Origin of the sequence: Streptomyces sp. NPDC005202 (genome assembly GCF_040608235.1) — a bacterium.
GTDB lineage: Bacteria > Actinomycetota > Actinomycetes > Streptomycetales > Streptomycetaceae > Streptomyces.
In genome coordinates this window covers 23,260-46,068 of record NZ_JBEXHW010000018.1, presented here as the reverse complement: position 1 = coordinate 46,068, position 22,809 = coordinate 23,260, and the positions used below count along the sequence as shown (strand labels likewise).

The following is a 22,809-nucleotide window of genomic DNA, read 5'->3' as shown; positions in this document are numbered from 1 at the left end:
TTCTGCCGCGATCCGGTGAGCGCCAGCGTCCTCGTCCGGCGGACCGTGCGCGGCGCCGCACTGCGCGGCGGCCGCACCTGGCGCCCGAGCCCGTACCAGGTCTTCGGCTTCCTGTTCTGGCTGGTGATGTCGCTGGCGTACTGGCGGGTGATCGAACGCCTCAGGGCGGACCTCCTCCACCCGCGCCACCCGATGGCGGACCTGCCGGGGGCGGGCAGCCCGTACTACTCGCCGTATGCGGTCACCCAGGGCGTGTTCGCCCGGCTGACGGGACTTGTCCGGCTGGGAGGTGGTGCAGCTCGCCGGGCCGCCGAACCTGCTGGTGCTGCTGACCGGCCTCGGCCGCTTCGTACGCGTGCTGACCCCGCGGGCATGGGCGCCGGTGCTGGCGCTGGCCTCCATGACGCTGCTGTGGGGCACCGAACGGGCCTGGTGGAGCGGCTACCTGGGGCTGATGTCGATGACGGGCAACCTCGGCTACCCGTCGACGTTCACGATCGGCCTCACTTTCTGGGCCTGGGCGCTGACGGGGACGCAGGCGCGCGACGCGGGGCCGGTGCGCTTCGTGGGGCCGAGCGGGCTGCGCGGCTTCCCCGCGTACGCGGGGCTCGGCGCGCTGTACGGAGTGATCCTGCTGGTGCACCCGATCACGTCGGTGGCGGCGGCGGTGGGGGCGGTCGCCTGTGTGGCCGGGTGGCAGCAGGGCCGGCGGGGACCGGTGGCGGGCCGGTGGCTGCTGACGGGCGTCGCCGCCCTGGGCGTCGGCGCGAGCTGGCCCTACTTCGACGTGTTCGCGCTGGCCGGGGACAGCAGGCTCGACGACCTGCACCAGGTGCTGTACCAGGGCCTCGGCGGCCACTTCTGGCTGGCGCTGCTCGGACTGCCTGCGCTGTGGCTGCGGGCGCGCAGGTCGTCCTGGCGGGACCCGCTGGTGCTGATGTTCCTGCTGGACTGTCTCGTCGTGGCGTACGGGTGGCTCAGCGGCCGCTACACCTACGGCCGGATCCTCGGCCTGACCCTGGTGGGGCCGCAGCTCGCGCTCGCCGTGGAGCTGGCGGCGCCGCGGCCCTGGATGCCATGGCGCCGCCTGCTCGGGGTGCTCGCGGCCGCGGGGGCCTGCCTGGGGTTTCTCACCGTCCAGGCCGGGGCGGTCCTGCCGCGCTCGCTGGACCCGGTCGGCTTCGACCAGCCGCCGCGCTGGCCGACGTACGACTGGGCGGCGCGGCACATGCGGCCGCACGAGGTCGTGATCACCGACGGCTACTACGCCCGCCACGCGATCGCGGGGTACGGCCCCGACCTCGTCGCGCCCACCTGGCCGGACACCGCCCTCGACGAACGGGAGCGGCAGCGGCGGACCGACGACATCCGCACCTACCTCGCCCGGGGCACGACCCGCGCCGAGCGCACCGCCATCGCCCGCCGTTACCACGTGCGCTGGCTGCTGCTGACGCGCCGGCGCAGGGTGCCCGAGGAGGCGGTGGTGGTGGCGTGGAGCCGGCGGACCGGGGAGGTGCTGGCGTGGGTCGGGGGGTGAGCCGTTTCCTGGTTGCTCGATTCACTCGATGACGAGTTACTTGATTTACTCGATACGAATTACTCGATTGGCTCGATGACGAGTTACTCGATGACGAGCTCGACCGGGATGTTGCCGCGGGTGGCGTTGGAGTACGGGCAGACCTGGTGGGCCTGCTCGACCAGCTTGCGGCCGGTGGCCTCGTCCACGGAGCCGGGCAGCTCGATGCGGAGGGTGACGGCGAGCCCGAAGCCCTGGCCCTGCTTGCCGATGCCGACCTCGCCGGTGACCGCTGCGTCGCTCACGTCCACCTTTGCCTGGCGGCCGACCAGGCCGAGGGCGCTGGCGAAGCAGGCGGCGTAGCCGGCGGCGAAGAGCTGCTCGGGGTTGGTGCCCTGCCCGTTGCCGCCGAGCTCCACCGGAGGGGCCAGCTGCACGTCCAGCTTGCCGTCGGAGGTGAAGGCGCGGCCCTCGCGGCCGTGGGTGGCGGTGGCGACGGCGGTGTAGAGCGCGTCCATGGAAAACCATCCCTCTTGAAGTCGTGTCCGGGCGGCCAGTCCCTGGTTCTGCGTCCGGCCGCCTCACGACCACAAGTAGAGCACACAATTAAGTTGCGCACAACTAAATGGCGCACCAGAGCTACCCTGGAGGCATGACTACCCAGGTTCCACAGACCGCGCCCGGCGAGGACTGGCTCCGTCTCGACCGCCAGATCTGCTTCTCCCTGCACGCCGCCTCGCGCGCCTTCAACGGCGTCTACCGCGTGATCCTCAAGGAGCTCGGGCTGACCTATCCGCAGTACCTGGTGATGCTGGTGCTGTGGGAACACGGCGAGACGCCCGTGAAGAAGCTGGGCGAGCACCTGCGCCTCGACTCCGGCACCCTGTCCCCGCTGCTCAAGCGCCTGGAGGCGGCCGGTCTGGTACACCGGGAGCGCAGCACACGGGACGAGCGGTCGGTGGAGGTGCGGCTGACCGAGGAGGGCGCCGCGCTGCGCGAGCGGGCGGCCCAGGTGCCGCGCCGGATCATGTCCGCTACCGGCTTCACCCTCGACGAGATGCGCGACCTGCGGTCCCGCCTCGACGCGCTCACCACCGCGCTCGACGCGGCGGCGCTGGAGGAGGCGCCGGGGTGCCACTAGCCGACGGGCTGCCGACGCGCCTGCCGACGCGCTTCCGGCTTCGTCGGATTTTGTGCACTTAATAAGCTCTTACTCACGATTAGCGGTGTATTACCGCTAACGAGGCATTCACTCGGATTACGATCCGCCGTGATGAGTGCCTTCAAGAGCGCGACGAGTGCCTTCACGCGTGCGTCGACGAGACACCGCCTGCCGGCCCTGACGGCCGCCTGGCTCGTCAGCCGCGCCCTGATGCTGTCGCTGCTCGCCCATGACACCCTGCCCCTGCTGGGCCGGGGCGCGGTGGCGCGTGAGGTGTGGAAGCTCTACCACCACTGGTACGTCGTACTGTCGCATGGTGCCTTCCCGGCGCACGACACGCTGTGGCAGTACCCGCCGGGCGCCGGGGTGGTGCTGGTGTCGCCCTCACTGCTGCCGGGCCTGACGTACTTCCAGGCGTTCGTGGCGCTCACCCTCGCCGTCGACGGCGTGATCGCGCTGGCGCTGGCCCGCGCGGGGACGCGCCCCGGCCGCAGCCTGCGCGGGGCCGCCTACTGGACGCTGGGCCTGCCCCTCCTCCTGCACGTCCCGCTCGCCCGCTACGACGTGCAGGTCACGGCTCTCGCCATCCTCGCCCTGCTGGCGTTGTCACGCTCCCCGCGCGCGTGCGGCGCGCTCGCCGCGCTGGGCGCCCTGGTGAAGGTGTGGCCCCTCCTGGTGCTGCTGGGCACACCGCGGGGGCGTGCGACACGGTCCGCGTGGACGTGGGCGGCCGTCACCGGGGCCGCCTCCCTCGTGGTCCTCGTCGCCTTGTTCCGGAATCCGCTGGCCTTCGCCCGTCAGCAGGGCGGCCGGGGCGTGCAGATCGAGTCGTTCGGCGGCACGGCGCTGGCCTTCGCGACGCACGCCGGCTGGCCGGGGAAGGTCCGGTACCAGTACGGGGCGCTGGAGTTCACCGGCCCGCACGTCTCCACCGTCGCCCACGTCTCCCTGGCCCTGACGGCCGCCGCCTTCGGGCTGATGCTGCTGTGGCGGATCCGGGCCCGGCACTGGACGCAGGCGACGCCGTACGACGCCGCGCTGAGCGCCGTGCTGCTGTTCACCGCCACCAGCCGGGTGATCAGCCCGCAGTACATGATCTGGCTGCTGGGGCTGTCAGCGGTCTGTCTTACCTCGCGGGAGACCGTGCAGCGCCCGGTGGCCGCGCTGATCGCGATGGCGAGCGCGGCCAGCGTGATCGCCTACCCCACGCTGTACCACCAGGTCGCGACCTGCACGTGGACCGGCTGCGTGCTGATGCTCGTCCGCAACGGCCTGCTGGCCGCTGCCGCCGTGCTCTCTTTCGCGCGACTGTGGCGCTCGGCGAAACTGGTGCCGCCGGCGAGGGAACCCGAGCCGGATTCTCAACGTCTTCCGCACGGGACACTAAGCCCCTCTTAACGGGAGAGAACCGAACAGAAACTACGATTCGCGTCCGTGGACTCCATGCACCCGCACCCCCAACAGGCCCCCCACGTCAGCGTCGTCGTCATCGGCTACAACGACGTCGCCCACATCTCCGACGCGGTGCGCTCGGCGCTCGCCCAGGGCGCCGCCGTCCGGGAGGTCGTCGCCGTCGACGACTGTTCGACGGACGGCACCTTCGAGCTGCTCACCCGCCTCGCCGGGACGGAGCCGAGGATGCGGGTGATCCGGCGCGAAGTCAACAGTGGCGGCTGCGGCAGCCCGCGCAACACCGGCATCGACGCGGTGACCTCTCCGTACGTGATGTTCCTCGACAGCGACGACATCCTGCCACCGGGCGCGGTGGACGCGCTGCTCACGGCCGCCACGGAGGAGCACGCGGAGGTTGTCAGCGGCCTGTGCGTGCGCCGTGAGCTGCCCTCGGGGCGCGAAGTGCTGTGGCAGGAGCGCCTGTACACCAAGAACGCCGTGCTCGCGCGCCCCGCGCAACTCCCGCGCCTGGTGCACGACACCCTGTGCGTCAACAAGCTCTACCGCACCGACTTCCTGCGCGAGCACGGCATCCGCTTCCCCGAAGGCCACTTCCCCTACGAGGACTTCGTTTTCACCGCGCGCGTACTGGCCGCCGGGCCGCGCATGGCCCTCATCCCGGACCAGGTGTACGTGTGGCACGTGCGCCGGTCCGCCGAGCGGCTGTCGATCTCGCTGGACCGCGCGGGCATCGACAACTGGCGGGCCCGCACGGAGGCGAGCCGGCTGGCGTACGAGATCCTGCTGGGTGCCGGGCAGAAGGAGCTCGCGCGGGCGGCGCGCGCCAAGTTCCTCGACCACGAACTGCGCATGTACGCACGGGAGCTGGGGTTGCGCGACGCGGACTACCAGCGCGCATGGTGGGCGCACACGCGGGAGTACCTCTCGGAGTACGACGCGGCCGACTGGTCGCTCAACCCGACCGCGCCCGGCCGTATCCTCGGGCGCGTCGTCCTGGCGTCGCCCGAGCCGCGCGACCTGCCCCGGCTGAAGGAGCTCGCCGCCCGCCCGGCCCGCCTGTGCCCGCCCTACGCGCGGGCCGAGGACGGCACCCCGGTCTGGTCGGACGACCTGCCCCAGCTCACCCTGGAGCCCTACCTGACCCGCCCGGTCCACCGGCTGCCCCTCGCCGTGGACGCGGAGCTGCGCCCCCGCGCGGGTGCCACCCGCCTGCGGCTGCGCCTGCACGAGATGTACGGCCGGGTGGCGGAGGCGAGCCCCGAAACACTGGAGGTGGAGTGGCGGCACCGGGAGGAAGGACGCGCGGCTCAGCGCACCACGGTCGCGCTCACGCCGTCCGCGGACGACACCTGGTCGGCCGAGACGGCCGTGGACCTCGCCGCACTGGGCGCCGGCACCTGGGACCTGCGCCTGCAATTGCGCTTCGCCGACGGCGTGACCCAGGAGATGGCGGCGCACGCCTGGGAGGGCGCCGGCCGGCTGCGCCGCAGCGCCGTCCCCAGCCTCCGGCACGGCGTCCTGCTGGTGCAGCCCTATGCCACGCACTCCGGCTCACTGGCTCTGCGCGTGGCCACCGGGCTGCGCGGGGTCGCGTCCGTCCTCCGCGGCAGACTCCGGCGCCTGCTTCACTGAAAGCAGTGGGCTCGAAGCCGACGGCGGGGAATCCGGCGACCGGGATCCACCGAGGGAGATCCATCGACGGAGATCCACCGGCGGAGATCCACCGACGGAGACCCACCGACCGGACCACGACCCCCCCCGGTCCCGACCGCACACCAAACACCACCACCCTGGGCCAACTGACGAGGAGACGCCCGCACATGACTTGGTTGATCACCGGCGGCGCCGGCTACATCGGAGCGCACGTCGTACGCGCGATGACCGAAGCGGGCGAGAAGGCGGTGGTGTACGACGACCTGTCCACCGGCATCGCCGAGCGCGTCCCGGACGGGGTCCCGCTGGTGGTGGGCTCCACACTGGACGGGGACCGGGTGGCGCGTGCCCTCGCCGACCACGACGTCACCGGTGTCGTCCACCTGGCGGCGAAGAAGCAGGTGGGCGAATCGGTGGACCGGCCCCTGCACTACTACCGGGAGAACGTCGAGGGCCTGCGCGTCCTGCTGGAGGCGGTGACGGCGGCCGAGGTGCCGTCCTTCGTGTTCTCCTCCTCGGCGGCCGTGTACGGCATGCCGGATGTGGACCTGGTCACGGAGGAGACGCCCTGCGTGCCCATGTCGCCGTACGGCGAGACGAAACTCGCGGGCGAATGGCTGGTCCGCGCGACGGGCCGGGCGACCGGCCTGTCCACGGCGTCGCTGCGCTACTTCAACGTGGCGGGCGCGGCGAGCCCGGAGCTCGCGGACGTCGGCGTCTTCAACCTGATCCCCATGGTCTTCGAGAGGCTGACGGAGAACGCGCCCCCGCGCATCTTCGGCGACGACTACCCCACGCCCGACGGCACCTGCATCCGCGACTACATCCACGTGGTGGACCTGGCGGAGGCCCACGTGGCCACGGCCCGCGCCCTCCAGGCCTCCCCGGGCAGCGACCTGACCCTGAACATCGGCCGCGGGGAGGGCGTGTCGGTCCGCGAGATGATCGACACGATCAACGCCATCACCGGCTACGACCACCCCCCGACGGTCACCCCCCGCCGCCCCGGCGACCCGGCCCGCGTCGTCGCCTCCGCCGACCGCATCGCCACGGAACTCGGCTGGAAGGCCAAGCACGACGTCCAGGACATGATCACCTCGGCCTGGGAGGGCTGGGTACGCCTCCACCCGGAGGCGGCGCGCAGCTGACCGGGCCCCGGCCCCGTAGCCTGGCCTGCCCCCGTAGCCTGGCCGGATGACCGCTGTCCCACGCACAGAACGAGCCCTGGGCGCTGTCGTCGGCTCCGCCGTCGGCGACGCCCTGGGTGCCCCTTTCGAGTTCGGCCCAGGGGGCGCCTTCTCCGAGCGCTTCCCGCTTCCCGGCCGGGGCGGCGAGATGTGCGGAGGCGGTGGCTGGGATCCCGGCGAGGCGACGACGACACGTAGATGGCGGTGCTCGTCGGCGAGTCGCTGCTGGAGCGCGGCGGGCTCGACCTGCCGGACGTCTTCGCGCGGTTCCGCAGGTGGGCGGCCGCCGGGCCAAAGGACATCGGGCTGCAGACCGAGGCCGTCCTGGGCAGCGATGATCCCTGGGACATGGCTGCCGCGCTGCACTTCCAGGTGAACCAACGGGCGGCGGGAAACGGCGCGTTGATGCGGGCGGCCACCTCGGCGGTGTACTTCGCGGCCCGCGGCCGGGACGCGACCATGGACGCTGGCCGCAGCCTCGCCGCGCTCACCCACGGGGACCGGGCGGCCTGGGAGGGCACCGCGGTCTTCCACGAATTGGTGCGAGTGGCCCTGGGCGGGGGCGACCCGATCGACGCCGTCCAGAACACACTCGCGGCGGTCCACCGCGAGCACCGGGAGCGCTACGCCGTCGTCCTCGCCCGCGACTGGCACCCCGACGACGCGACCGAGTTCAACGGCGCCGTCTGGCCCTGCCTCGGATCCGCCGTCTGGGCCCTGCGCACCACCACCTCCTACGAGGAGGCCGTACGCGCCGCGATCGACCTCGGCGGCGACACGGACACCGTGGCGGCCGTCACCGGCGGGCTCGCCGGAGCCGTCCACGGCATCGATGCCGTTCCGGCACGGTGGACCGACGCCCTGCACGTGCCGCTGCCCGGATTCGGCGAGCGGGTGCTGCGGACGCCCGAACTGGCCGAGCTTGCACGGCGGTTGGGCGTCGTCACAGCGCCTTGATGGCCTCCGCCGTCGCTCGGGCCAGTGCGTCCAGGTAGCCCTTGGGGAGCTTGGGGGTGCGGATGACGACGGCGCGCCAGTAGAGGGGGCCCGAGATCAGGTCGAGGGCCAGGTCCTGGTCCAGGCCGGGACGGATTTCGCCGCGGCGTTCGGCTGCCGCCAGGATGCTGCTGGCGACGCTCTCCTGGCCGTGCCGTAGGGCCTTCTGCATGGCCTCGGCGATGTCGGGGTTGCGGGCGGCCTCGGCCTGGAGGTCGGGGATGATCTGCGAGGCCACGGGGTGGCGCAGGGCCCGGGACGTCACCTCGTACAGCAGCCGTAGGTCGGCCTCCAGGACCCCCGTGTCCGGCGCGGGCAGGCCCTGCACCGCGAGCGCCGAGACGATGTCGAGGACCAGGTGCAGCTTCGAGCGCCACCGGCGGTACACCGCGGTCTTGCCGACGCCCGCGCGCCGCGCGATCCCCTCGATGGACATCCGCGCGTAGCCGACGGCCGCGAGCTCCTCGAAGACGGCCGCCCGGATGGCTTCCGTCACGTCCTTTCGCAGTACGGCCGCCCCGGCGGGGACACGGCGCCGCGGACGCGTCGGGGGCTCGTCGGCGTTCGTCGTCATGCGGTCCAGCATAGGGCGTTACGACGAAACGGTTGCGTTCCGACGTCACTTCGGCCTACGCTCGCGTTGCGACGATACGGTCCCGTCCCGACGTAAGAAAACGTGAAGAGAAACGTAAGGAAACGGACGACGGACACGGAACCGGACGCCCGCATCCCCTCCCCCCGAGCGAAAGCAGCGGATGTGAGTCAGGTCCTCCACACACCGCCCCACACCCCGGCTCCGGCCGAGGACGACCTCGCGGCACTCGCCGCCCGCCACGGCCTGTCCGTCAGCGGCGCCCGCCCCTCCCTGCCCGAGTACGTCCGCCAGCTGTGGGCGCGGCGCCACTTCATCACCGCCTTCGCCACCGCCAAGCTCACCGCCCAGTACAGCCAGGCCAAGCTCGGCCAGATCTGGCAGGTGATGACCCCCCTGCTGAACGCGGCGGTGTACTACTTCATCTTCGGCGTCCTGCTCGGCACCAAGCGCGGAGTCGCCGACTACATCCCGTTCCTGGTCACAGGCGTGTTCATCTGGACGTTCACGCAGAGCTCGATCATGGCGGGCACCCGGGCCATCTCCGGCAACCTCGGCCTGGTGCGGGCGCTGCACTTCCCGCGGGCCGCGCTGCCCATCTCCTTCGCGCTGCAACAGCTCCAGCAGCTGCTGTTCTCGATGGCCGCCCTCGTGGTGATCCTGCTCTGCTTCGGCGTGCCGCTGAACATCTCCTGGGTGCTGGCCGTGCCGATCCTGGTCCTGCAGTTCATGTTCAACGCCGGCGTATCGATGATCATGGCCCGGATGGGCGCCAAGACGCCGGACATCGCGCAGCTGATGCCGTTCATCCTGCGCACCTGGATGTACGTCTCGGGCGTCATGTGGAGCATCGACAAGACGCTGGCCAACACCCACCTGCCGCACATCGTGAAGGTGCTGCTGGAGTCCAACCCCGCCGCCGTCTACATCGACCTGATGCGCTTCGCCCTGATCGACAGCTTCCACGCGAGCCAGCTCCCGCACCACGTGTGGGCGTACGCGCTGGGCTGGGCGCTGCTCGCCGGCGTCGGCGGCTTCATCTACTTCTGGAAGGCTGAGGAGACGTACGGCCGTGGCTGAGCAGAGCACCGACAAGGTCCCCACCGTCATCGCCGACCGCGTCGACATCGTCTACCGGGTCAACGGCACCGGCGCCGGCCGCGGCTCCGCGACCGCCGCCCTCAACCGCATCCTGCGCCGCAAGCAGGCCGAGAAGGCGGCGGGCGTGCGCCGGGTGCACGCGGTGAAGAAGGTCTCCTTCGTCGCGTACAAGGGCGAGGCGATCGGCCTGATCGGCACCAACGGCTCCGGCAAGTCCACGCTGCTCAAGGCGGTCGCAGGGCTCCTCCCGGTGGAGAGCGGCCACATCTACACCGACGGCCAGCCCTCCCTGCTCGGCGTCAACGCGGCCCTGATGAACGACCTGACCGGCGAGCGCAACGTCCACCTCGGCGGCCTCGCCATGGGCATGTCCCGCGAGCAGGTCCGGGAGCGCTACCAGGACATCGTCGACTTCTCCGGCATCAACGAGAAGGGCGACTTCATCACCCTGCCGATGCGGACGTACTCCTCGGGCATGGCGGCCCGCCTGCGCTTCTCCATCGCCGCCGCCAAGGACCACGACGTGCTGCTGATCGACGAGGCGCTGGCGACCGGCGACCGCTCCTTCCAGAAGCGTTCCGAGGAGCGGATCCGCGAGCTGCGCCAGCGCGCGGGCACGGTGTTCCTGGTCAGCCACAACAACAAGTCGATCCGCGACACCTGCGACCGGGTGCTGTGGCTGGAGCGCGGCGAGCTGCGCATGGACGGGCCGACCGACGAGGTGATCAAGGCTTACGAGGCGTTCACCGGCGGCGGCGACAAGGCGGCCAAGGCGGCTTAGCCGGACGGCCGGGGCAGGCAGCTTGGCCGGACAGCCGGGGCAGCCGACGTTGGACATCCCGGGCAGGCGACTTGGCCGGACAGCCCGGGCAGGCAGCTTGGCCGGACAGCCGGGGCAGGCGACTTGGCCGGACAGCCCGGGCAGGCGGCTTAGCCGGACAGCCGGGGCAGCCGACGTTGGACATCCCGGGCAGGCGACTTGGCCGGACAGCCCGGGCAGGCGACTTGGCCGGACAGCCCGGGCAGGCGGCTTAGCCGGACAGCCGGGGCAGCCGACGTTGGACGACTTGGCCGGACAGCCCGGGCAGGCGACCTGCCCACCGGCCCGACGAGGTGCCCGGCGCACTGCGCACGGACGAAGGCGAAGGGGGCCCACCGCAGCGATGCCCGAGCTCAGTGTCGTCGTGCACGGGCCGGACGCCCACGGGCAGCTGGCCGGGCTCCTCGACTCCCTGGCCGCCCATCCCCTCCCGGACACCGAGGTCGTCGTGGCCGCGGTCGGCGACCGGGCCCGGGACACCGCCGAGCGGCGGGCGCCCGCAGCGGTGGTGCTGCCCCTGCCGGAGGGCACGAGTGCCGCCGCGGCCCGGGCGGCGGGCGCCGACCGTGCGTCCGGCCGCTGGCTGCACTTCGTGCACGCGCAGGACGGTCTGCCCGCGAGCGCCCCGCGGGCGGTCGCGGGGCGCGCCGCCCACCTGCCGGACACGGTGGACATCCTGCTCTTCGACCATGTCCGTTCCACCCGGCAGACGCCGTGGACACCCTCCGCCGACGGCCCCCTCCTCGCCCGCGCGGGCCACGGCGAACACTCCCTCGACGCCGTCGCCCACCTGCTCCGTCTGACCCCGCTCCTCGGCAACCGCGCCCTCCGCACTAACTTCTGGCGGGCGCACGCGGCAGACCTCGACACGGACGACGAGGCGTACGCGGCGTACGCGGCCCTGCTGCGCGCCGGCCGCGTCGCCTGCTTGTACCACGTGGGTTACGAGGACCGGCGGCCGCGGCCGGACAGCCCACGGCCGGTCACCCCCGAGGACCGGTATGCGCTCGTCGACCGCTATGAGCGGCTCCTCGCCCTAGCGGCGGGCCGCCCCGCCCCGCACACCGTCCTCCACGACGTCATGGTCCGTGACGTTCTGCGCACCTTCGTCCGCGCCGGCCTGCCGAACGCCGTGGCGCGGGAGTTCTTCCGCCGGGCGTCCCGGGCGGCGGTCCGGTGGCGCCCTGAGGACCACCACCGCCCCGCCGGCCTGGACGGCGTACGCCACGCCGTGCTCGAAGGGGGTGCCTACGTCGGCTACCGCGCCCTGCAGGCCGCCCACCGCGCCCGACGTGCGGCCACGTCGGCAACCGGCACCGCCAGGCGCCGGGCCGCCGCGACGCTGCGCGACCACTGCTACCGCAGGGCGCTCGACCGTCCCGTCGACCCCGACCTGGCCGTCTTCTCGGCCTATTGGAACCGCGGCGTCGCCTGCAACCCGGCCGCGATCGCCGCCAAGCTCGCCGAGCTCGCCCCGCACGTCCACCCGGTGTGGGTGGTCTCGGCGGACAGGGCGGCCCGGCTCCCGCCCGGCACCGACCACGTCGTCCCCGGCACCCGTCGCTACGGGGAGGTACTGGCGAGCGCGAAGTACCTCGTCAGCAACGTCAACTTCCCCGACACGGTGGTGAAACGCCCGGACGCGGTCCACCTCCAGACCCACCACGGCACCCCGCTCAAGCGCATGGGCGTCGACCAGATGCCGTACCCGGCCGCCGCGCGGGGCATGGACTTCGCCGCGCTGCTGGCCCGCGTCAAGTGGGACTACAGCCTCTCCGCCAACAGCCACTCCACCCGCGTGTGGGAACGGGCGTACCCGTCCCGTTTCGTCTCGCTCGACTACGGCTATCCGCGCAACGACGTCTTTTACACGGCCACCGCCGCCGGTGTCGGAGCCGTCCGCGAACGCCTGGGCATCCGCCCGGGTACGCGGGCGATCCTCTACGCCCCCACCCACCGCGACTACCAGACCGGCTGGGCCCCGCGCCTGGACCTCGCCGCCCTGGCCGACCGCCTCGGCAAGGACACGGTCCTGCTGGTGCGCGGCCACTACTTCCACGACCGTTCCGCGTCCCCCCTGGCGGACCTGCCCCGCACGGGTGGCCGGGTCGTCGACGTCACGTCCCACGCCCGGGTCGAGGAGCTGTGCCTGGCCGCCGACGCGCTGGTCACGGACTACTCGTCCCTGATGTTCGACTACGCGAACCTCGACCGCCCGATCGTTGTCCACGCCGACGACTGGGAGACGTACGCGACGGCCCGGGGCGTCTACTTCGACCTGCTCGCCGAGGCGCCGGGCCCGGTGGCCCGGACCCAGGAGGAGCTCGCGGAGATCTTCACGTTCGGCGCGTGGCGCGACGGGGCGGCGGCGAAGGCGCGGGCCGTCTTCCGGCGCCGGTTCTGCGAGTACGACGACGGGCACGCCGCCGAGCGCGTCGTACGCCGGCTCTTCCTCGGCGAGAGCGAGGAGTCACTGCCCCCGGTCCTCCCCCTCGACGCACGCACCCCGGCACCGAGCCCGGAGGAGGCCTACGGCTGGTAGACGCGCCCCTCCGGCCGCCACCGCACCCGCACATACGTCCCACAGGCGCCGGCCCTCCCCACGACCCCGCACCGCACATACGGCCCGCAGACGGCAGCCCTCCCCGCCTCACCGCAGCACGGCGTACAGCACCTGGCCGCCCGGCCCGTGCGCCACCGCCCGCAACCCGGGATCCCGCACGGTCGTCCTCCCGTCCACGACCCAGCGCACCCCGTACGCGCGCAGGATGTCCCGCCGCTCGCCGCGCGGGGTCCCCGGCGCGAAGTAGCGCTGCACGGCCGCTTTCCGCCGCGCCTCGTCCGGCAGGAAGAAGTCGGGGTAGCCGGGCGCGACGGTGTAGGGCCCGTAGGCCGGGATCAGGCGGGAGGGGAAGGTGCGGGCCATGACCACGTCCCCGTACTTCACGTACGGAGTGATCCAGTGGTACCCGGTCCACGGCGCCGTGTAGGTGATGTCGAGCGCCTTGGGCAGCGCGGCGCGCCCCACGACGTATCCGACCACCCCGGCCTGGGCCCACGCCCCCGCGGCCAGCGCCCCGGCGAGCACCCAGGCCCACCGGATCCGCACGGCCCGCCGCCCGCCCTCGAACACCTCCAGGGCGGCCGCCAGCTGGGCCGGGATCAGTGCGGCGGGCAGGGCGCGCCCCCAGGAGTAGTGGCCGCTCACCCAGCCCGCCGCGCACACCAGCGCGCCGAGCAGGAAGAAGACCGCCAGCGGATCCCACCGGTTCCGCCGCCACCGCAGGGCCAGGGCGGCCACCCCGACCAGCACCAGCCAGTACCGTCCGAGGAAGTGCGTGTAGAGCGCCCGGTGCACCTCCTCCAGGTCGCCGCCGGCCGAGAACAGGGCGAAGAAGTCGTAGTACGGCCAGAGCCACAGCATCAGCAGACCCAGCGCCGCTCCGGCGCCGAGCCGCGGCCACGGCACCCGCGCGGGCCGTGCCGCGAGCACGGCGGCGAGCGCGCCCAGCGTGGCGACCACCCCGGTGAACTGGTGGCAGAGCAGGAGCACCGCCCACAGCGCCCCGAGCCCGAGCCACGCGCCCCACCCGGCCGGTGCGCGCAGCGTCCGCGTGAGCCATGCCCAGAAGTGGAAGGCGAGGCCGAGGGCGAGGACGCTCGGGTACGACACCGTCAGCGCGAGGGAGTTGAGGGAGAGGAAGCCGCTCCAGTTGATCAGGGCCGTCCCCCACAGCAGGACGAGGCACAGGGCCGCCAGCGCGGGCGCGGCCGGGTGGGCGCTCAGCGTCCGGACGTAGCGCCACACGCCCGTCACCAGCAGCCCGAGCCCGGCCAGCGCGGCAAGGCGCAGGACGACGAAGACGGACAGGCCGGTCACCTTGGCGACGCAGCCGAGCAGCAGTATCCACGGCGAGTAGTACGGGCTCGGGGTGTCGGCGTCGACGAGCGGGTTGCCGGGATGCAGGAGGCTGTGGCGCAGGCGTTCGACGGTCGCCGCGTGCATACCGAGGTCGCCGGCCCAGGGCAGCCGCACGATCACCAGGAGCAGCAGGACGACGACGAGCGCGGCGGCCACCCGCGGCGCGGCGGCTCTTCCCCGGGTGGCCGCCGACCGGGGGGCGGCTCTGCCCGCGGGGGGCGCCTCAGGCAGCGCGGCGCGCATCGTGCTGGAACACCCAGGTGCGGTAGACGAGGAAGCGGAATGCGGAGGCCAGGACGATCGACAGGGCTTTCACGACATTCGCGCCGACCGGGCCGTGCATTCCCAGGCCGTGATAGCCGACGTAGAACAAGGCGCTTTCCATGACGACGCCGAGTCCGCTGAAGACGAAGAACAGCGCCATCTGCCGTGGGGTGCGCGAGGCCCGGTCCCGATAAGCGAAATAGCGGAAGCCGAGGTAATTGGTGCCCATGGCGACACAGCTGGCCAGCACGGTGGCCGCCATCGCCGGCCGGCCGAGACCGTGCAGCAGCAGATTGAAGACCAAGAAATTGACGAGTACACCACTGCCGCCGACGACGGCGAATTTCACGACTTCGAGGACGACTCGTGTGACCGGCCGGGCCGGAGAAGGCGGGCTGGCGGGGATGCGGACGGTTGCGGCCACGGCCGGACGGCTCTCGGAGAGGTTCACAGTCACGCGGCAACTTTATCCGAAACGCCCCGATTAGCAGGAAAAAGTAAATTCGTCGCTCGATTTACCTCAACGCTCGTCAAGAAAAGAATCCGATCGGAGCAAGAGCGCAAGCGCGATACGCCTCTGCCGAGGCCGCATACGACACGAGGGCGCCCCGAGCCGTCATGGCTCGGGGCGCCCCCGGTGTCGTACCTCTTACGAATGCGTCCGCTTACGAATGCGCCCGCAGCAGCGTGCGCATCGTCCGCATCGCCACCGACAGGTTGGCCAGGTCGAACGCCTCCGAGCTGCGGATCTCCTCCAGGGTCGCGCGGGCCCGGGCGAGGATCGGCGCGTTCTTCTGCTCCCACACCTTGAAGCGCTGCTCCGGCGTGGAGGTGCCGTTGCCGACGGCCAGGACGTCCGCGGTCAGGGCCGCGTGCGCCGCGTACAGGTCCTCGCGGATCGCCGCGCGGGCCATGGACTGCCAGCGGTCGGCGCGCGGCAGCTCGATGATGCGGTCCATCAGCTGGGTGATGTGGAGGCGGTCGGCAAGGTCGTAGTAGACCTCGGCGACGTCCATCGGGTCCCTGCCCATGCGGTCGGCCACCGAGACGATGTCGAGCGTCGGGAAGGCGGAGGAGAACCCGGCCACGCGCGTGGCGAGCTCGTCCGGGACGCCGGCGTCGGACAGCTCGTCGTAGACCTGCTGGTACCACTCCAGGTCCGCGCCGCGCAGCAGCTTGGGCAGCTCGGACCACACCTGCTCGACGCGGTCGGCGAAGAACGCGACGGTCTCGGAGAGCTCCAGCGGCTGCGGCCGGTTGTTGAGCAGCCAGCGCGTGCCGCGCTCGACCAGGCGGCGCGAGTGCAGCCGGATGCGGGTCTGCACGGCGGCGTCGACCTTGTTGTCGAGCGCCTCGACCGCGTCCCACACCGGCGCGGAGCGGAAGATCGCGCGCGCCGCGGTCTGGGCGCGGACGATCTCCTCCAGCGAGGCGCCGGTCTCCTCGCGCAGCCGGTGCAGGTAGGTCGTACCGCCCGTGTTGACCGTGTCGTTGACCAGGACGGTCGTGGTGATCTCACGGCGCAGCGGGTGCCTGTCGATGCGCTCGGGGAACTGCTCGCGCAGCGCCGTCGGGAAGTACGCGTGCAGCAGGCCGCGCAGGTACGGGTCGTCCGGGAGCGAGGTGTGCAGCAGCTCCTCGGCGACCGTGATCTTCGTGTACGCCAGCAGGACGGCCGTCTCCGGGCCGGTCAGGCCCTGCCCGGAGCTGAGCCGCTCGCGGATCTGGCGGTCGGTGGGCAGGAACTCCAGCGCCCGGTCCAGGTGACCTTCCCTGACCAGGTGGCGCATGTAGCGCTGCTGCGCGTGGAGCATGTCCTTGGACTGGGCGAGCGCGTTGGCGATAGCCGTGTTCTGCGCGTAGTTGTTGCGCAGCACCAGCCAGCCGACCTCGTCGGTCATCTGGGCCAGCAGCTTGTTGCGCTGCTTCACGGTCATGTCGCCGTCCGCGACCAGGCCGTTGAGCAGGATCTTGATGTTCACCTCGTGGTCGGAGGTGTCCACGCCCGCGCTGTTGTCGATGGCGTCGGTGTTGATCCGGCCGCCGTGCAGCGCGAACTCGATCCGGCCGAGCTGGGTCAGGCCCAGGTTGCCGCCCTCTGCGACGACCCTGACGCGCAGGTCGCGGCCGTCGACGCGAATGGCGTCGTTGGCCTTGTCACCGACGTCGGCGTTGGACTCGGTGGACGCCTTGACGTACGTGCCGATGCCGCCGTTCCACAGCAGGTCCACCGGCGCCTTCAGGATCGCCTTCATCAGGTCGGCCGGGGTCAGCTTGGTGACGCCCGACTCGATGCCGAGGGCCTCACGGATGTGCGCGTTGACCGGAATGGCCTTGGCCGTACGCGAGAACACACCGCCGCCCGCCGAAAGCAGCTCGGTGTTGTAGTCGGCCCAGCTCGAGCGCGGCAGCTCGAACAGGCGGCGGCGCTCGGCGTAGGAGGTGGCCGGGTCCGGGTTCGGGTCGATGAAGATGTGCCGGTGGTCGAAGGCGGCGACCAGGCGGATGTGCTCGGAGAGCAGCATGCCGTTGCCGAACACGTCACCGGACATGTCGCCGATGCCGACGACTGTGAAGTCCTGGGTCTGGGTGTCCACGCCCAGCTCCCGGAAGTGCCGCTTGACCGACTCCCAGGCGCCGCGGGCGGTGATGCCCATGCCCTTGTGGTCGTAGCCCGCGCTGCCGCCCGAGGCGAACGCGTCGCCGAGCCAGAAGTTGTACGACTGCGCGACCTCGTTGGCGATGTCCGAGAACGTCGCCGTGCCCTTGTCGGCCGCGACCACGAGGTAGGTGTCGTCGCCGTCGTGCCGGACGACGTCCTGCGGTGGCACGACCTCGCCCGCGACCATGTTGTCGGTGATGTCGAGCAGCGCCGAGATGAAGGTCTTGTAGCAGGCGATGCCCTCCGCCATCCACGCGTCCCGGTCCACGCTCGGGTCGGGCAGCTGCTTGGCGACGAAGCCGCCCTTGGCGCCGACCGGCACGATGACGGTGTTCTTCACCATCTGCGCCTTGACCAGGCCGAGGATCTCGGTGCGGAAGTCCTCACGCCGGTCGGACCAGCGCAGGCCGCCTCGGGCGACCTTGCCGAAGCGCAGGTGCACGCCCTCCACGCGCGGCGAGTACACCCAGATCTCGTACGCCGGGCGCGGCGCCGGCAGGTCCGGGATGGCCTGCGGGTCGAACTTCATGGAGACGTACTCGTGCGGCTGGCCGCACAGGGACTCCTGGAAGAAGTTGGTGCGCAGGGTCGCCTTGATGACGGTCAGGAAGGACCGCAGGATGCGGTCCTCGTCGAGCGAGGCCACCTGGTCGAGGGCCGCGTCGACCTCCTCCAGCAGGGCGTCCACCAGCTCGTGGCCGGCGCGCTGCCGGTCCGGGGACATCCGCGCCTCGAACAGGGAGACCAGGAGGCGGGTGGTGTGGACATTGTTGCGGAGGGTGTCCTCCATGTAGTCCTGGCTGAAGGTGGAGCCGGCCTGCCGCAGGTACTTGGCGTAGGCGCGCAGCACCATCGCCTGCCGCCAGGTCAGTCCGGCGCTCAGCACGAGGGAGTTGAAGCCGTCGTTCTCCGCCTTGCCGGTCCAGGCGGCGGCGAACGCCTCCTGGAACCGCTCACGGGCGTCGTCGCCGCGGTAGTCCCCGTTGCCGCCGCTCACCGACTTGGGCATGCGCAGGCCGAAGTCGTAGATCCACGCTGTCGTGCGGTCCGCGCAGCGCAGCTCGTAGGGCCGCTCGTCGGTGACCTCGACGCCGAGCCGGCTCAGCACCGGCAGCACGGCGGACAGGGAGACCGAGCCGCCCTTCTGGTAGATCTTGAAGCGGCGCTCCTCGGGCGCGGCACCCACCGGCTCGTACAGGCTCACCGCGAACGGCTTGTCCTCCCCCAACTGCTCGAGGTGGACCAGGTCCGCGACCGCGGCGCGCGGAGTGTGGTCGGCCTTGTAGCCCTCGGGGAAGGCGTTGTGGTAGCGGCGCAGCAGCTCGGCCGCGCGCTCCTCGCCGCACTCGGCGTTCAGCGCCTCGGTGAAACCGTCGACCCAGGAGCGGGCGGCCTCCGCCAGACGGGCCTCGATGCGCTCCTTGTCGGCGTCGGACAGCTGCGGCAGCTCGGTGCCCTGCGGGACGCGGACGACGAAATGCAGCCGGGAGAGGATCGACTCGGTGTTCCAGGCCGTGAAGTCGACACTGGTGCCGCCGAGTTCCTCCTTCAGGATGTCGATGATCCGCAGCCGCACGCCCGTGGTGTAGCGGTCGCGGGGGAGGTAGACGAGGGCCGAGTAGTAGCGCCCGTACTCGTCCTGGCGCAGGTACAGGCGCAGCCGCCGGCGCTCCTGCAGGTAGAGGACCGAGGTGACGATCGACTGCAGCTCGTCGACCGGGGTCTGGAACAGCTCGTCGCGCGGGTACGTCTCGAGGATCTGCAGCAGGTCGCGCCCGTCGTGGCTGTTGGGCGAGAACCCGGCGCGCTCGAGGACCTCTTCGACTTTGCGCCGGATGACCGGAACGCGCCGCACCGACTCGGTGTACGCGGCGGACGAGAACAGGCCGAGGAAGCGGCGCTCGCCGACGACCTCGCCGTTCTCGTCGAATTTCTTGACGCCGATGTAGTCCAGGTACGAGGGCCGGTGGACGGTGGCCCGGCTGTTGGCCTTGGTCAGGACGAGCAGCTTGTGCTCGCGGGCCTTGGCGCGGGCGTCGGCGGGCAGCCGCTCGAAGGACGGGCTGACGGGGTGGCTGTCGTCGTCGGCGTGGTGCGGGTCCGCGCGCAGTATGCCGAGCCCGGTGCCGGGCACGGCGGCCAGCGAGTCGTCACCGCGCAACCGGTACTCGCGGAAGCCGAGGAAGGTGAAGTGGTCGTCGGCCAGCCAGCGCAGCAACTCGCGGGCCTCCTCGACCTCGGGCTCGGCCAGGTCGCCGGGCAAGGACTCGCTGGGCAGCCCCTCGGCGATGCGGATCGCGGCGTCGCGCATCTTCTCCCAGTCCTCGACGGCCTCGCGGACGTCGGACAGGACGCGCAGCAGGTCGTCGGTGATCTGCTTCAGGTCGGCGCGGTCGGTCTCGCGGTCGATCTCGACGTGGATCCACGACTCGATGTGCGCGTCGTGCGGCAGCGGCTCGCCGGTGGGCTGGACGGGCAGCACCTCGATGAGCTTGCCGGTCAGGTCGCGGCGGACGACGAACTGCGGGTGGATGACGACGTGGATGCCCCGTCCCTGGCGCGTCAGCTCGTTGGTGACGGAGTCGACCAGGAAGGGCATGTCGTCGGTGACGACCTCGACGACGGAGTGGCTGCAGGTCCAGCCGTTCTCCTCGACGGTCGGGGTGTGGACCCGAACGTTGGCCGTGCCCTGGGGGCGGTTCTCGGCCAGGCGGTAGTGCGAAAGTGCGGCTCCGAAGATGTCGACCGGGTCGCGGTCGGTGAGGTCCTCCGGGGCGGTGTGCAGGTAGTAGCGCTGGAGGAACGTGAGCACGGAGTCCCGGTCCGGGGTGTCCTCGCCCGTCGACCCGGTCGGTAGGTGCCCCCCGACCGGGCTGTTCTCAGCTACCCGGGCGGCCCTCTCGAGCAACTCGGCCTTGGCTTCGTCCAGCTTGGTCTGCATTGTCCTCTGGCTCCTGTCGCGCGCCGTTGCGTGACGTAGAAGGAAGTACGGTCTCTTCCCTTTCGACGTAACGCCACGACCCGGGGTGTCCGGTCTGCTCCGACGCTATGCCGCAAGGTGAGAGGAGCGGGGGATTGTCAGCCATTTTCGACACGCCCGACGGGTGTGACGCTGCTCTCGGCGACGCCAGTTCCCGGGGTTGATTCGGCGTCCTGGGGATCATCGAGACCCTGTCCCGCCCGCGAGGACCAGCGACCGCCGCCCGGTCACGGATGTCGTCCGTGCACACCGGGCGCAGAGCGAAGGCGACGGTGCCCCCGCGAAATATCGCGCTGATCACGCCACAAGGCTATCGCTCCTCACGGGGAGACCGTCATGAGCCGTATGTGTACAAAACTGGGGGTGGAACTTTTACAGTCTGTACAGCGGCATGGCCGCCTCGGCCGGCGTAGGCGACCCCGCATGACGGTCACCCCGGCGCAAGGCACCCTGAAAGAGACGCGTCCCCTTGCCCAGGACAACGCACGCCCACCCCGAGGGGAGCGCACGACATGACAGCCAAGATCCTCATCGTCACCGGCGACGCAGCAGAGTCACTGGAGGTCCTGTACCCCTACCAACGCCTGCGCGAAGAGGGCTATGAGGTCCACATCGCGGCCCCCGAACGCAAGACACTCCGGTTCGTCGTCCACGATTTCGAACCCGGCTTCGACACCTACACCGAAAAGCCCGGCTACACCTGGCCCGCCGACCTCGCCTTCTCCGAGGTCGACCCCGGCCAGTACGCCGCCCTGGTCATCCCCGGCGGCCGAGCCCCGGAATACCTCCGCAACGACCCCGAAGTCCGCAAGATCCTCAAGTCGTTCTTCGACACCGACAAGCCGGTCGCCCAGATCTGTCACGGTCCCCTGCTCACCGCAGCCGTGGACGGCCTGCGCGGTCGCCGCGTCACGGCCTACCCGGCGCTGGAGCTGGACATGCAGGCCGCCGGCGCCACCTTCCAGGACGCCGAGACGGTGGTCGACGGCACCCTGGTCTCCGCCCGCGCCTGGCCGGACCACCCCCGGTGGATGCGCGAGTTCCTGACGGTGCTGCGCGCCAAGGCACCAGTGACGTGACCGGACAGCCGACGTAGCCGCGGGCAGTCGTGCCTCCCCCCGGCGGGCGCCGGCCCCGGCGCCCGGGCATCCTCGCAGGCCCGCCCGAGCCGGTCCCGCCCGAGCCGGCCTGCCCGAGCCGGTCCCGCCCGAGCCGACTGCCCGTTCACGCCGCCAGCCGCTGCGCCTCCGTCACGGCCTCCTCCAGCGTGTCCACCACCGGCACCCCCGCCCCCTCGAGGCTGGCCCGGCTGTGCGATCCGCCGGTGTACAGCACCGCCCGCGCCCCCACGTGCCGCGCGGCCACCGCGTCGTCCGCTGCGTCCCCGATCACCACCGTGCGCGCCGGATTCACCACCCCGGCCAGCGCACCCAGGTGGCGCACCATGTGCTCGGCCTTGCTGCCGCCGGACGGCCCGGTCCGCCCGTCGACGCGCAGGAAGTGGGCCTCGATCCCGAATCGCTGTACCAGCGGGACGAGTTCCTCGTGCCCGTACATGCTGAGGATCGACTGGCTGTGCCCCGCCGACCGCCATCCCGCGAGCAGCTCCGCCGCCCCCTCGGTGAGCCCGCACCGCACCCGGTGCTCGGCGTAGTAGCGGTGGAAGACCTCGTCCATGACCGCCCACTCCGCCTCGGTGGGCAGCCGCCCCATCAGCCGCTCGTAGAACTTCGGCACCGGCACGCAGTACAGCGCGCGATACCGCTCCAGCGTGATCGGCTCCAGCCCCAGCTCGGCGAACGCCGCGTTCGTCGCCCCGATGATCGCGTCATTGTCGTGGAACAGCGTCCCGTTCCAGTCCCAGACGATGTGCGCCCCTGACTGCTTCCCCATGCCAAAAAACGTACCCGCTGCCACTGACAGTCAAGAGAACCGCAGGTCGAGGCGGTGCTCGGCGCGCTGGGGAGGGTCAGTCCCGGAGCCCCACCAGGTTCGGGATCTCCTGCGTGGCGTACCACAGCAGCTCGTGGTCCTCGGCCCCGTCCACCACGAACTGCGCGTCGTCGTCCCCCGCGTCCGCCGCCTCCAGAGCCTCCGCCGCGGCGGCCACGTCCGCCTCCGCGTCACCCGCGTCGACGTGCACCGCGGCCGCCTTGGCCAGCGACACGGTCCCCGCCACCCGCACCTCGCCGAGCGCCGCCGGGTCGAGCCCGCGGTCGGGGTCGGCCGTCGCCGCGCCATCGGGTACGTCCACGGCGACCACGACCCGGCGCCGCGGCGCACCCGGGTCCGCCGCCAGCAGCCGCAGCGAGGCCAGCGCGGCCCGGCTCAGCGCGGCGTACTCGAGTTCCTCGATGTCGTCCGACAGGTACCACTCGCGCAGGGCGGGCGTGACGGCGTACGCCACGAGCGGTCCCCCCGCGCCCAGCTCACCCGTCTTGTACGCCTCGGCGAGACCGGGGAGGGTCAGGGGGACGTAGACGCGCATGGCTGGCCGCTTTCGTGGTCGGAGGGCTCCGCAAGGGCTCCGGGCAACGGCGA

15 protein-coding genes and 2 pseudogenes are annotated in these 22,809 nt (G+C 71.7%); 10 read left to right on the top strand and 7 right to left on the bottom strand.

Going from position 1 to position 22,809, the window contains the following annotated elements; translation table 11 throughout:
- Positions 1–15: 15 nt before the first annotated feature.
- Positions 16–1,537, top strand: a pseudogene (locus tag ABZV31_RS23880) (hypothetical protein).
- An 83-nt stretch (positions 1,538–1,620) separates the two neighbouring features.
- On the opposite strand, the gene ABZV31_RS23875 reads toward ABZV31_RS23880, so the two are convergent.
- Positions 1,621–2,034 (bottom strand): organic hydroperoxide resistance protein, encoded by a 414-nt coding sequence (locus ABZV31_RS23875; RefSeq protein WP_355897287.1) that lies wholly within the window; start codon positions 2,032–2,034, stop codon positions 1,621–1,623.
- Between the two features lie 134 nt (positions 2,035–2,168).
- Here ABZV31_RS23875 and ABZV31_RS23870 point away from each other — a divergent pair, with 134 nt between their 5' ends.
- The 5 genes and pseudogenes from ABZV31_RS23870 to ABZV31_RS23850 all read left to right on the top strand — a co-directional run bounded on the left by ABZV31_RS23870 (position 2,169) and on the right by ABZV31_RS23850 (position 7,888).
- Positions 2,169–2,657 carry a MarR family transcriptional regulator gene (locus ABZV31_RS23870; protein WP_355897284.1) on the top strand — a complete coding sequence of 163 codons (489 nt, stop codon included), beginning with the start codon at positions 2,169–2,171 and terminating at the stop codon, positions 2,655–2,657.
- A 132-nt stretch (positions 2,658–2,789) separates the two neighbouring features.
- Entirely contained in the window at positions 2,790–4,076 is a 1,287-nt protein-coding gene (locus ABZV31_RS23865) for a glycosyltransferase 87 family protein (protein ID WP_355897283.1), read from the top strand.
- A 45-nt stretch (positions 4,077–4,121) separates the two neighbouring features.
- The gene (locus ABZV31_RS23860) at positions 4,122–5,723 is read left to right on the top strand and encodes a glycosyltransferase family 2 protein (protein WP_355897475.1); all 1,602 of its coding nucleotides are present in this window, start codon (positions 4,122–4,124) and stop codon (positions 5,721–5,723) included.
- Between the two features lie 188 nt (positions 5,724–5,911).
- On the top strand, positions 5,912–6,892 hold the full coding sequence (gene galE / locus ABZV31_RS23855; RefSeq protein ID WP_355897280.1) for a UDP-glucose 4-epimerase GalE: 981 nt from the start codon (positions 5,912–5,914) through the stop codon (positions 6,890–6,892).
- A gap of 46 nt (positions 6,893–6,938) precedes the next feature.
- Positions 6,939–7,888, top strand: a pseudogene (locus ABZV31_RS23850) (ADP-ribosylglycohydrolase family protein).
- Here ABZV31_RS23850 and ABZV31_RS23845 read toward each other — a convergent pair.
- Positions 7,875–8,513, bottom strand: a complete 639-nt coding sequence (locus ABZV31_RS23845; protein WP_355897277.1) for a TetR/AcrR family transcriptional regulator — start codon at positions 8,511–8,513, stop codon at positions 7,875–7,877. The pseudogene ABZV31_RS23850 and the gene ABZV31_RS23845 sit on opposite strands and share 14 nt — an antisense overlap.
- Before the next feature lie 171 nt (positions 8,514–8,684).
- Between ABZV31_RS23845 and ABZV31_RS23840 the strand changes: the two genes are divergently transcribed.
- From ABZV31_RS23840 to ABZV31_RS23830, 3 genes are all read left to right on the top strand, one after another.
- Positions 8,685–9,599, top strand: coding sequence for an ABC transporter permease (locus ABZV31_RS23840; protein ID WP_355897274.1), 915 nt, complete (start codon positions 8,685–8,687; stop codon positions 9,597–9,599).
- Entirely contained in the window at positions 9,592–10,401 is an 810-nt protein-coding gene (locus ABZV31_RS23835; protein WP_355897271.1) for an ABC transporter ATP-binding protein, read from the top strand. Before ABZV31_RS23840 ends, ABZV31_RS23835 begins: the two co-directional genes overlap by 8 nt.
- Positions 10,402–10,783: 382 nt before the next feature.
- On the top strand, positions 10,784–12,982 hold the full coding sequence (locus ABZV31_RS23830; RefSeq protein ID WP_355897268.1) for a CDP-glycerol glycerophosphotransferase family protein: 2,199 nt from the start codon (positions 10,784–10,786) through the stop codon (positions 12,980–12,982).
- A gap of 108 nt (positions 12,983–13,090) precedes the next feature.
- Here ABZV31_RS23830 and ABZV31_RS23825 read toward each other — a convergent pair whose 3' ends face one another.
- From ABZV31_RS23825 to ABZV31_RS23815, 3 genes are all read right to left on the bottom strand, one after another.
- A complete protein-coding gene (locus ABZV31_RS23825; protein WP_355897265.1) occupies positions 13,091–14,605 on the bottom strand; it encodes a hypothetical protein in 1,515 nt (504 codons plus the stop codon).
- Complete coding sequence (locus ABZV31_RS23820; protein ID WP_355897262.1) at positions 14,586–15,083, bottom strand: GtrA family protein; 498 nt, start codon at positions 15,081–15,083, stop codon at positions 14,586–14,588. The genes ABZV31_RS23825 and ABZV31_RS23820 overlap by 20 nt, the downstream gene beginning before the upstream one ends.
- 208 nt (positions 15,084–15,291) lie before the next feature.
- The gene (locus ABZV31_RS23815; RefSeq protein ID WP_355897261.1) at positions 15,292–20,229 is read right to left on the bottom strand and encodes an NAD-glutamate dehydrogenase; all 4,938 of its coding nucleotides are present in this window, start codon (positions 20,227–20,229) and stop codon (positions 15,292–15,294) included.
- A gap of 551 nt (positions 20,230–20,780) precedes the next feature.
- Here ABZV31_RS23815 and ABZV31_RS23810 point away from each other — a divergent pair.
- Positions 20,781–21,347: a DJ-1/PfpI family protein gene (locus tag ABZV31_RS23810; RefSeq protein WP_355897258.1), complete on the top strand. Its 567-nt coding sequence runs from the start codon at positions 20,781–20,783 to the stop codon at positions 21,345–21,347.
- 145 nt (positions 21,348–21,492) lie between these two features.
- Here the strand turns inward: ABZV31_RS23810 and ABZV31_RS23805 are convergent, their stop codons facing one another.
- Entirely contained in the window at positions 21,493–22,161 is a 669-nt protein-coding gene (locus ABZV31_RS23805) for an HAD family hydrolase (RefSeq protein ID WP_355897257.1), read from the bottom strand.
- A gap of 76 nt (positions 22,162–22,237) precedes the next feature.
- The gene (locus tag ABZV31_RS23800) at positions 22,238–22,756 is read right to left on the bottom strand and encodes a hypothetical protein (RefSeq protein WP_355897254.1); all 519 of its coding nucleotides are present in this window, start codon (positions 22,754–22,756) and stop codon (positions 22,238–22,240) included.
- Positions 22,757–22,809: the final 53 nt, after the last annotated feature.

What these genes read in the sequence shown, in the direction of transcription:
- ABZV31_RS23875 (WP_355897287.1), bottom strand. Translation starts at nt 2,034, where the DNA reads ATGGACGCGCTCTACACCGCCGTCGCCACCGCCACCCACGGCCGCGAG.
- ABZV31_RS23870 (WP_355897284.1), top strand. Translation starts at nt 2,169, where the DNA reads ATGACTACCCAGGTTCCACAGACCGCGCCCGGCGAGGACTGGCTCCGT.
- ABZV31_RS23865 (WP_355897283.1), top strand. Translation starts at nt 2,790, where the DNA reads ATGAGTGCCTTCAAGAGCGCGACGAGTGCCTTCACGCGTGCGTCGACG.
- ABZV31_RS23860 (WP_355897475.1), top strand. Translation starts at nt 4,122, where the DNA reads ATGCACCCGCACCCCCAACAGGCCCCCCACGTCAGCGTCGTCGTCATC.
- galE (WP_355897280.1), top strand. Translation starts at nt 5,912, where the DNA reads ATGACTTGGTTGATCACCGGCGGCGCCGGCTACATCGGAGCGCACGTC.
- ABZV31_RS23845 (WP_355897277.1), bottom strand. Translation starts at nt 8,513, where the DNA reads ATGCTGGACCGCATGACGACGAACGCCGACGAGCCCCCGACGCGTCCG.
- ABZV31_RS23830 (WP_355897268.1), top strand. Translation starts at nt 10,784, where the DNA reads ATGCCCGAGCTCAGTGTCGTCGTGCACGGGCCGGACGCCCACGGGCAG.
- ABZV31_RS23825 (WP_355897265.1), bottom strand. Translation starts at nt 14,605, where the DNA reads ATGCGCGCCGCGCTGCCTGAGGCGCCCCCCGCGGGCAGAGCCGCCCCC.
- ABZV31_RS23815 (WP_355897261.1), bottom strand. Translation starts at nt 20,229, where the DNA reads ATGCAGACCAAGCTGGACGAAGCCAAGGCCGAGTTGCTCGAGAGGGCC.
- ABZV31_RS23810 (WP_355897258.1), top strand. Translation starts at nt 20,781, where the DNA reads ATGACAGCCAAGATCCTCATCGTCACCGGCGACGCAGCAGAGTCACTG.
- ABZV31_RS23805 (WP_355897257.1), bottom strand. Translation starts at nt 22,161, where the DNA reads ATGGGGAAGCAGTCAGGGGCGCACATCGTCTGGGACTGGAACGGGACG.
- ABZV31_RS23800 (WP_355897254.1), bottom strand. Translation starts at nt 22,756, where the DNA reads ATGCGCGTCTACGTCCCCCTGACCCTCCCCGGTCTCGCCGAGGCGTAC.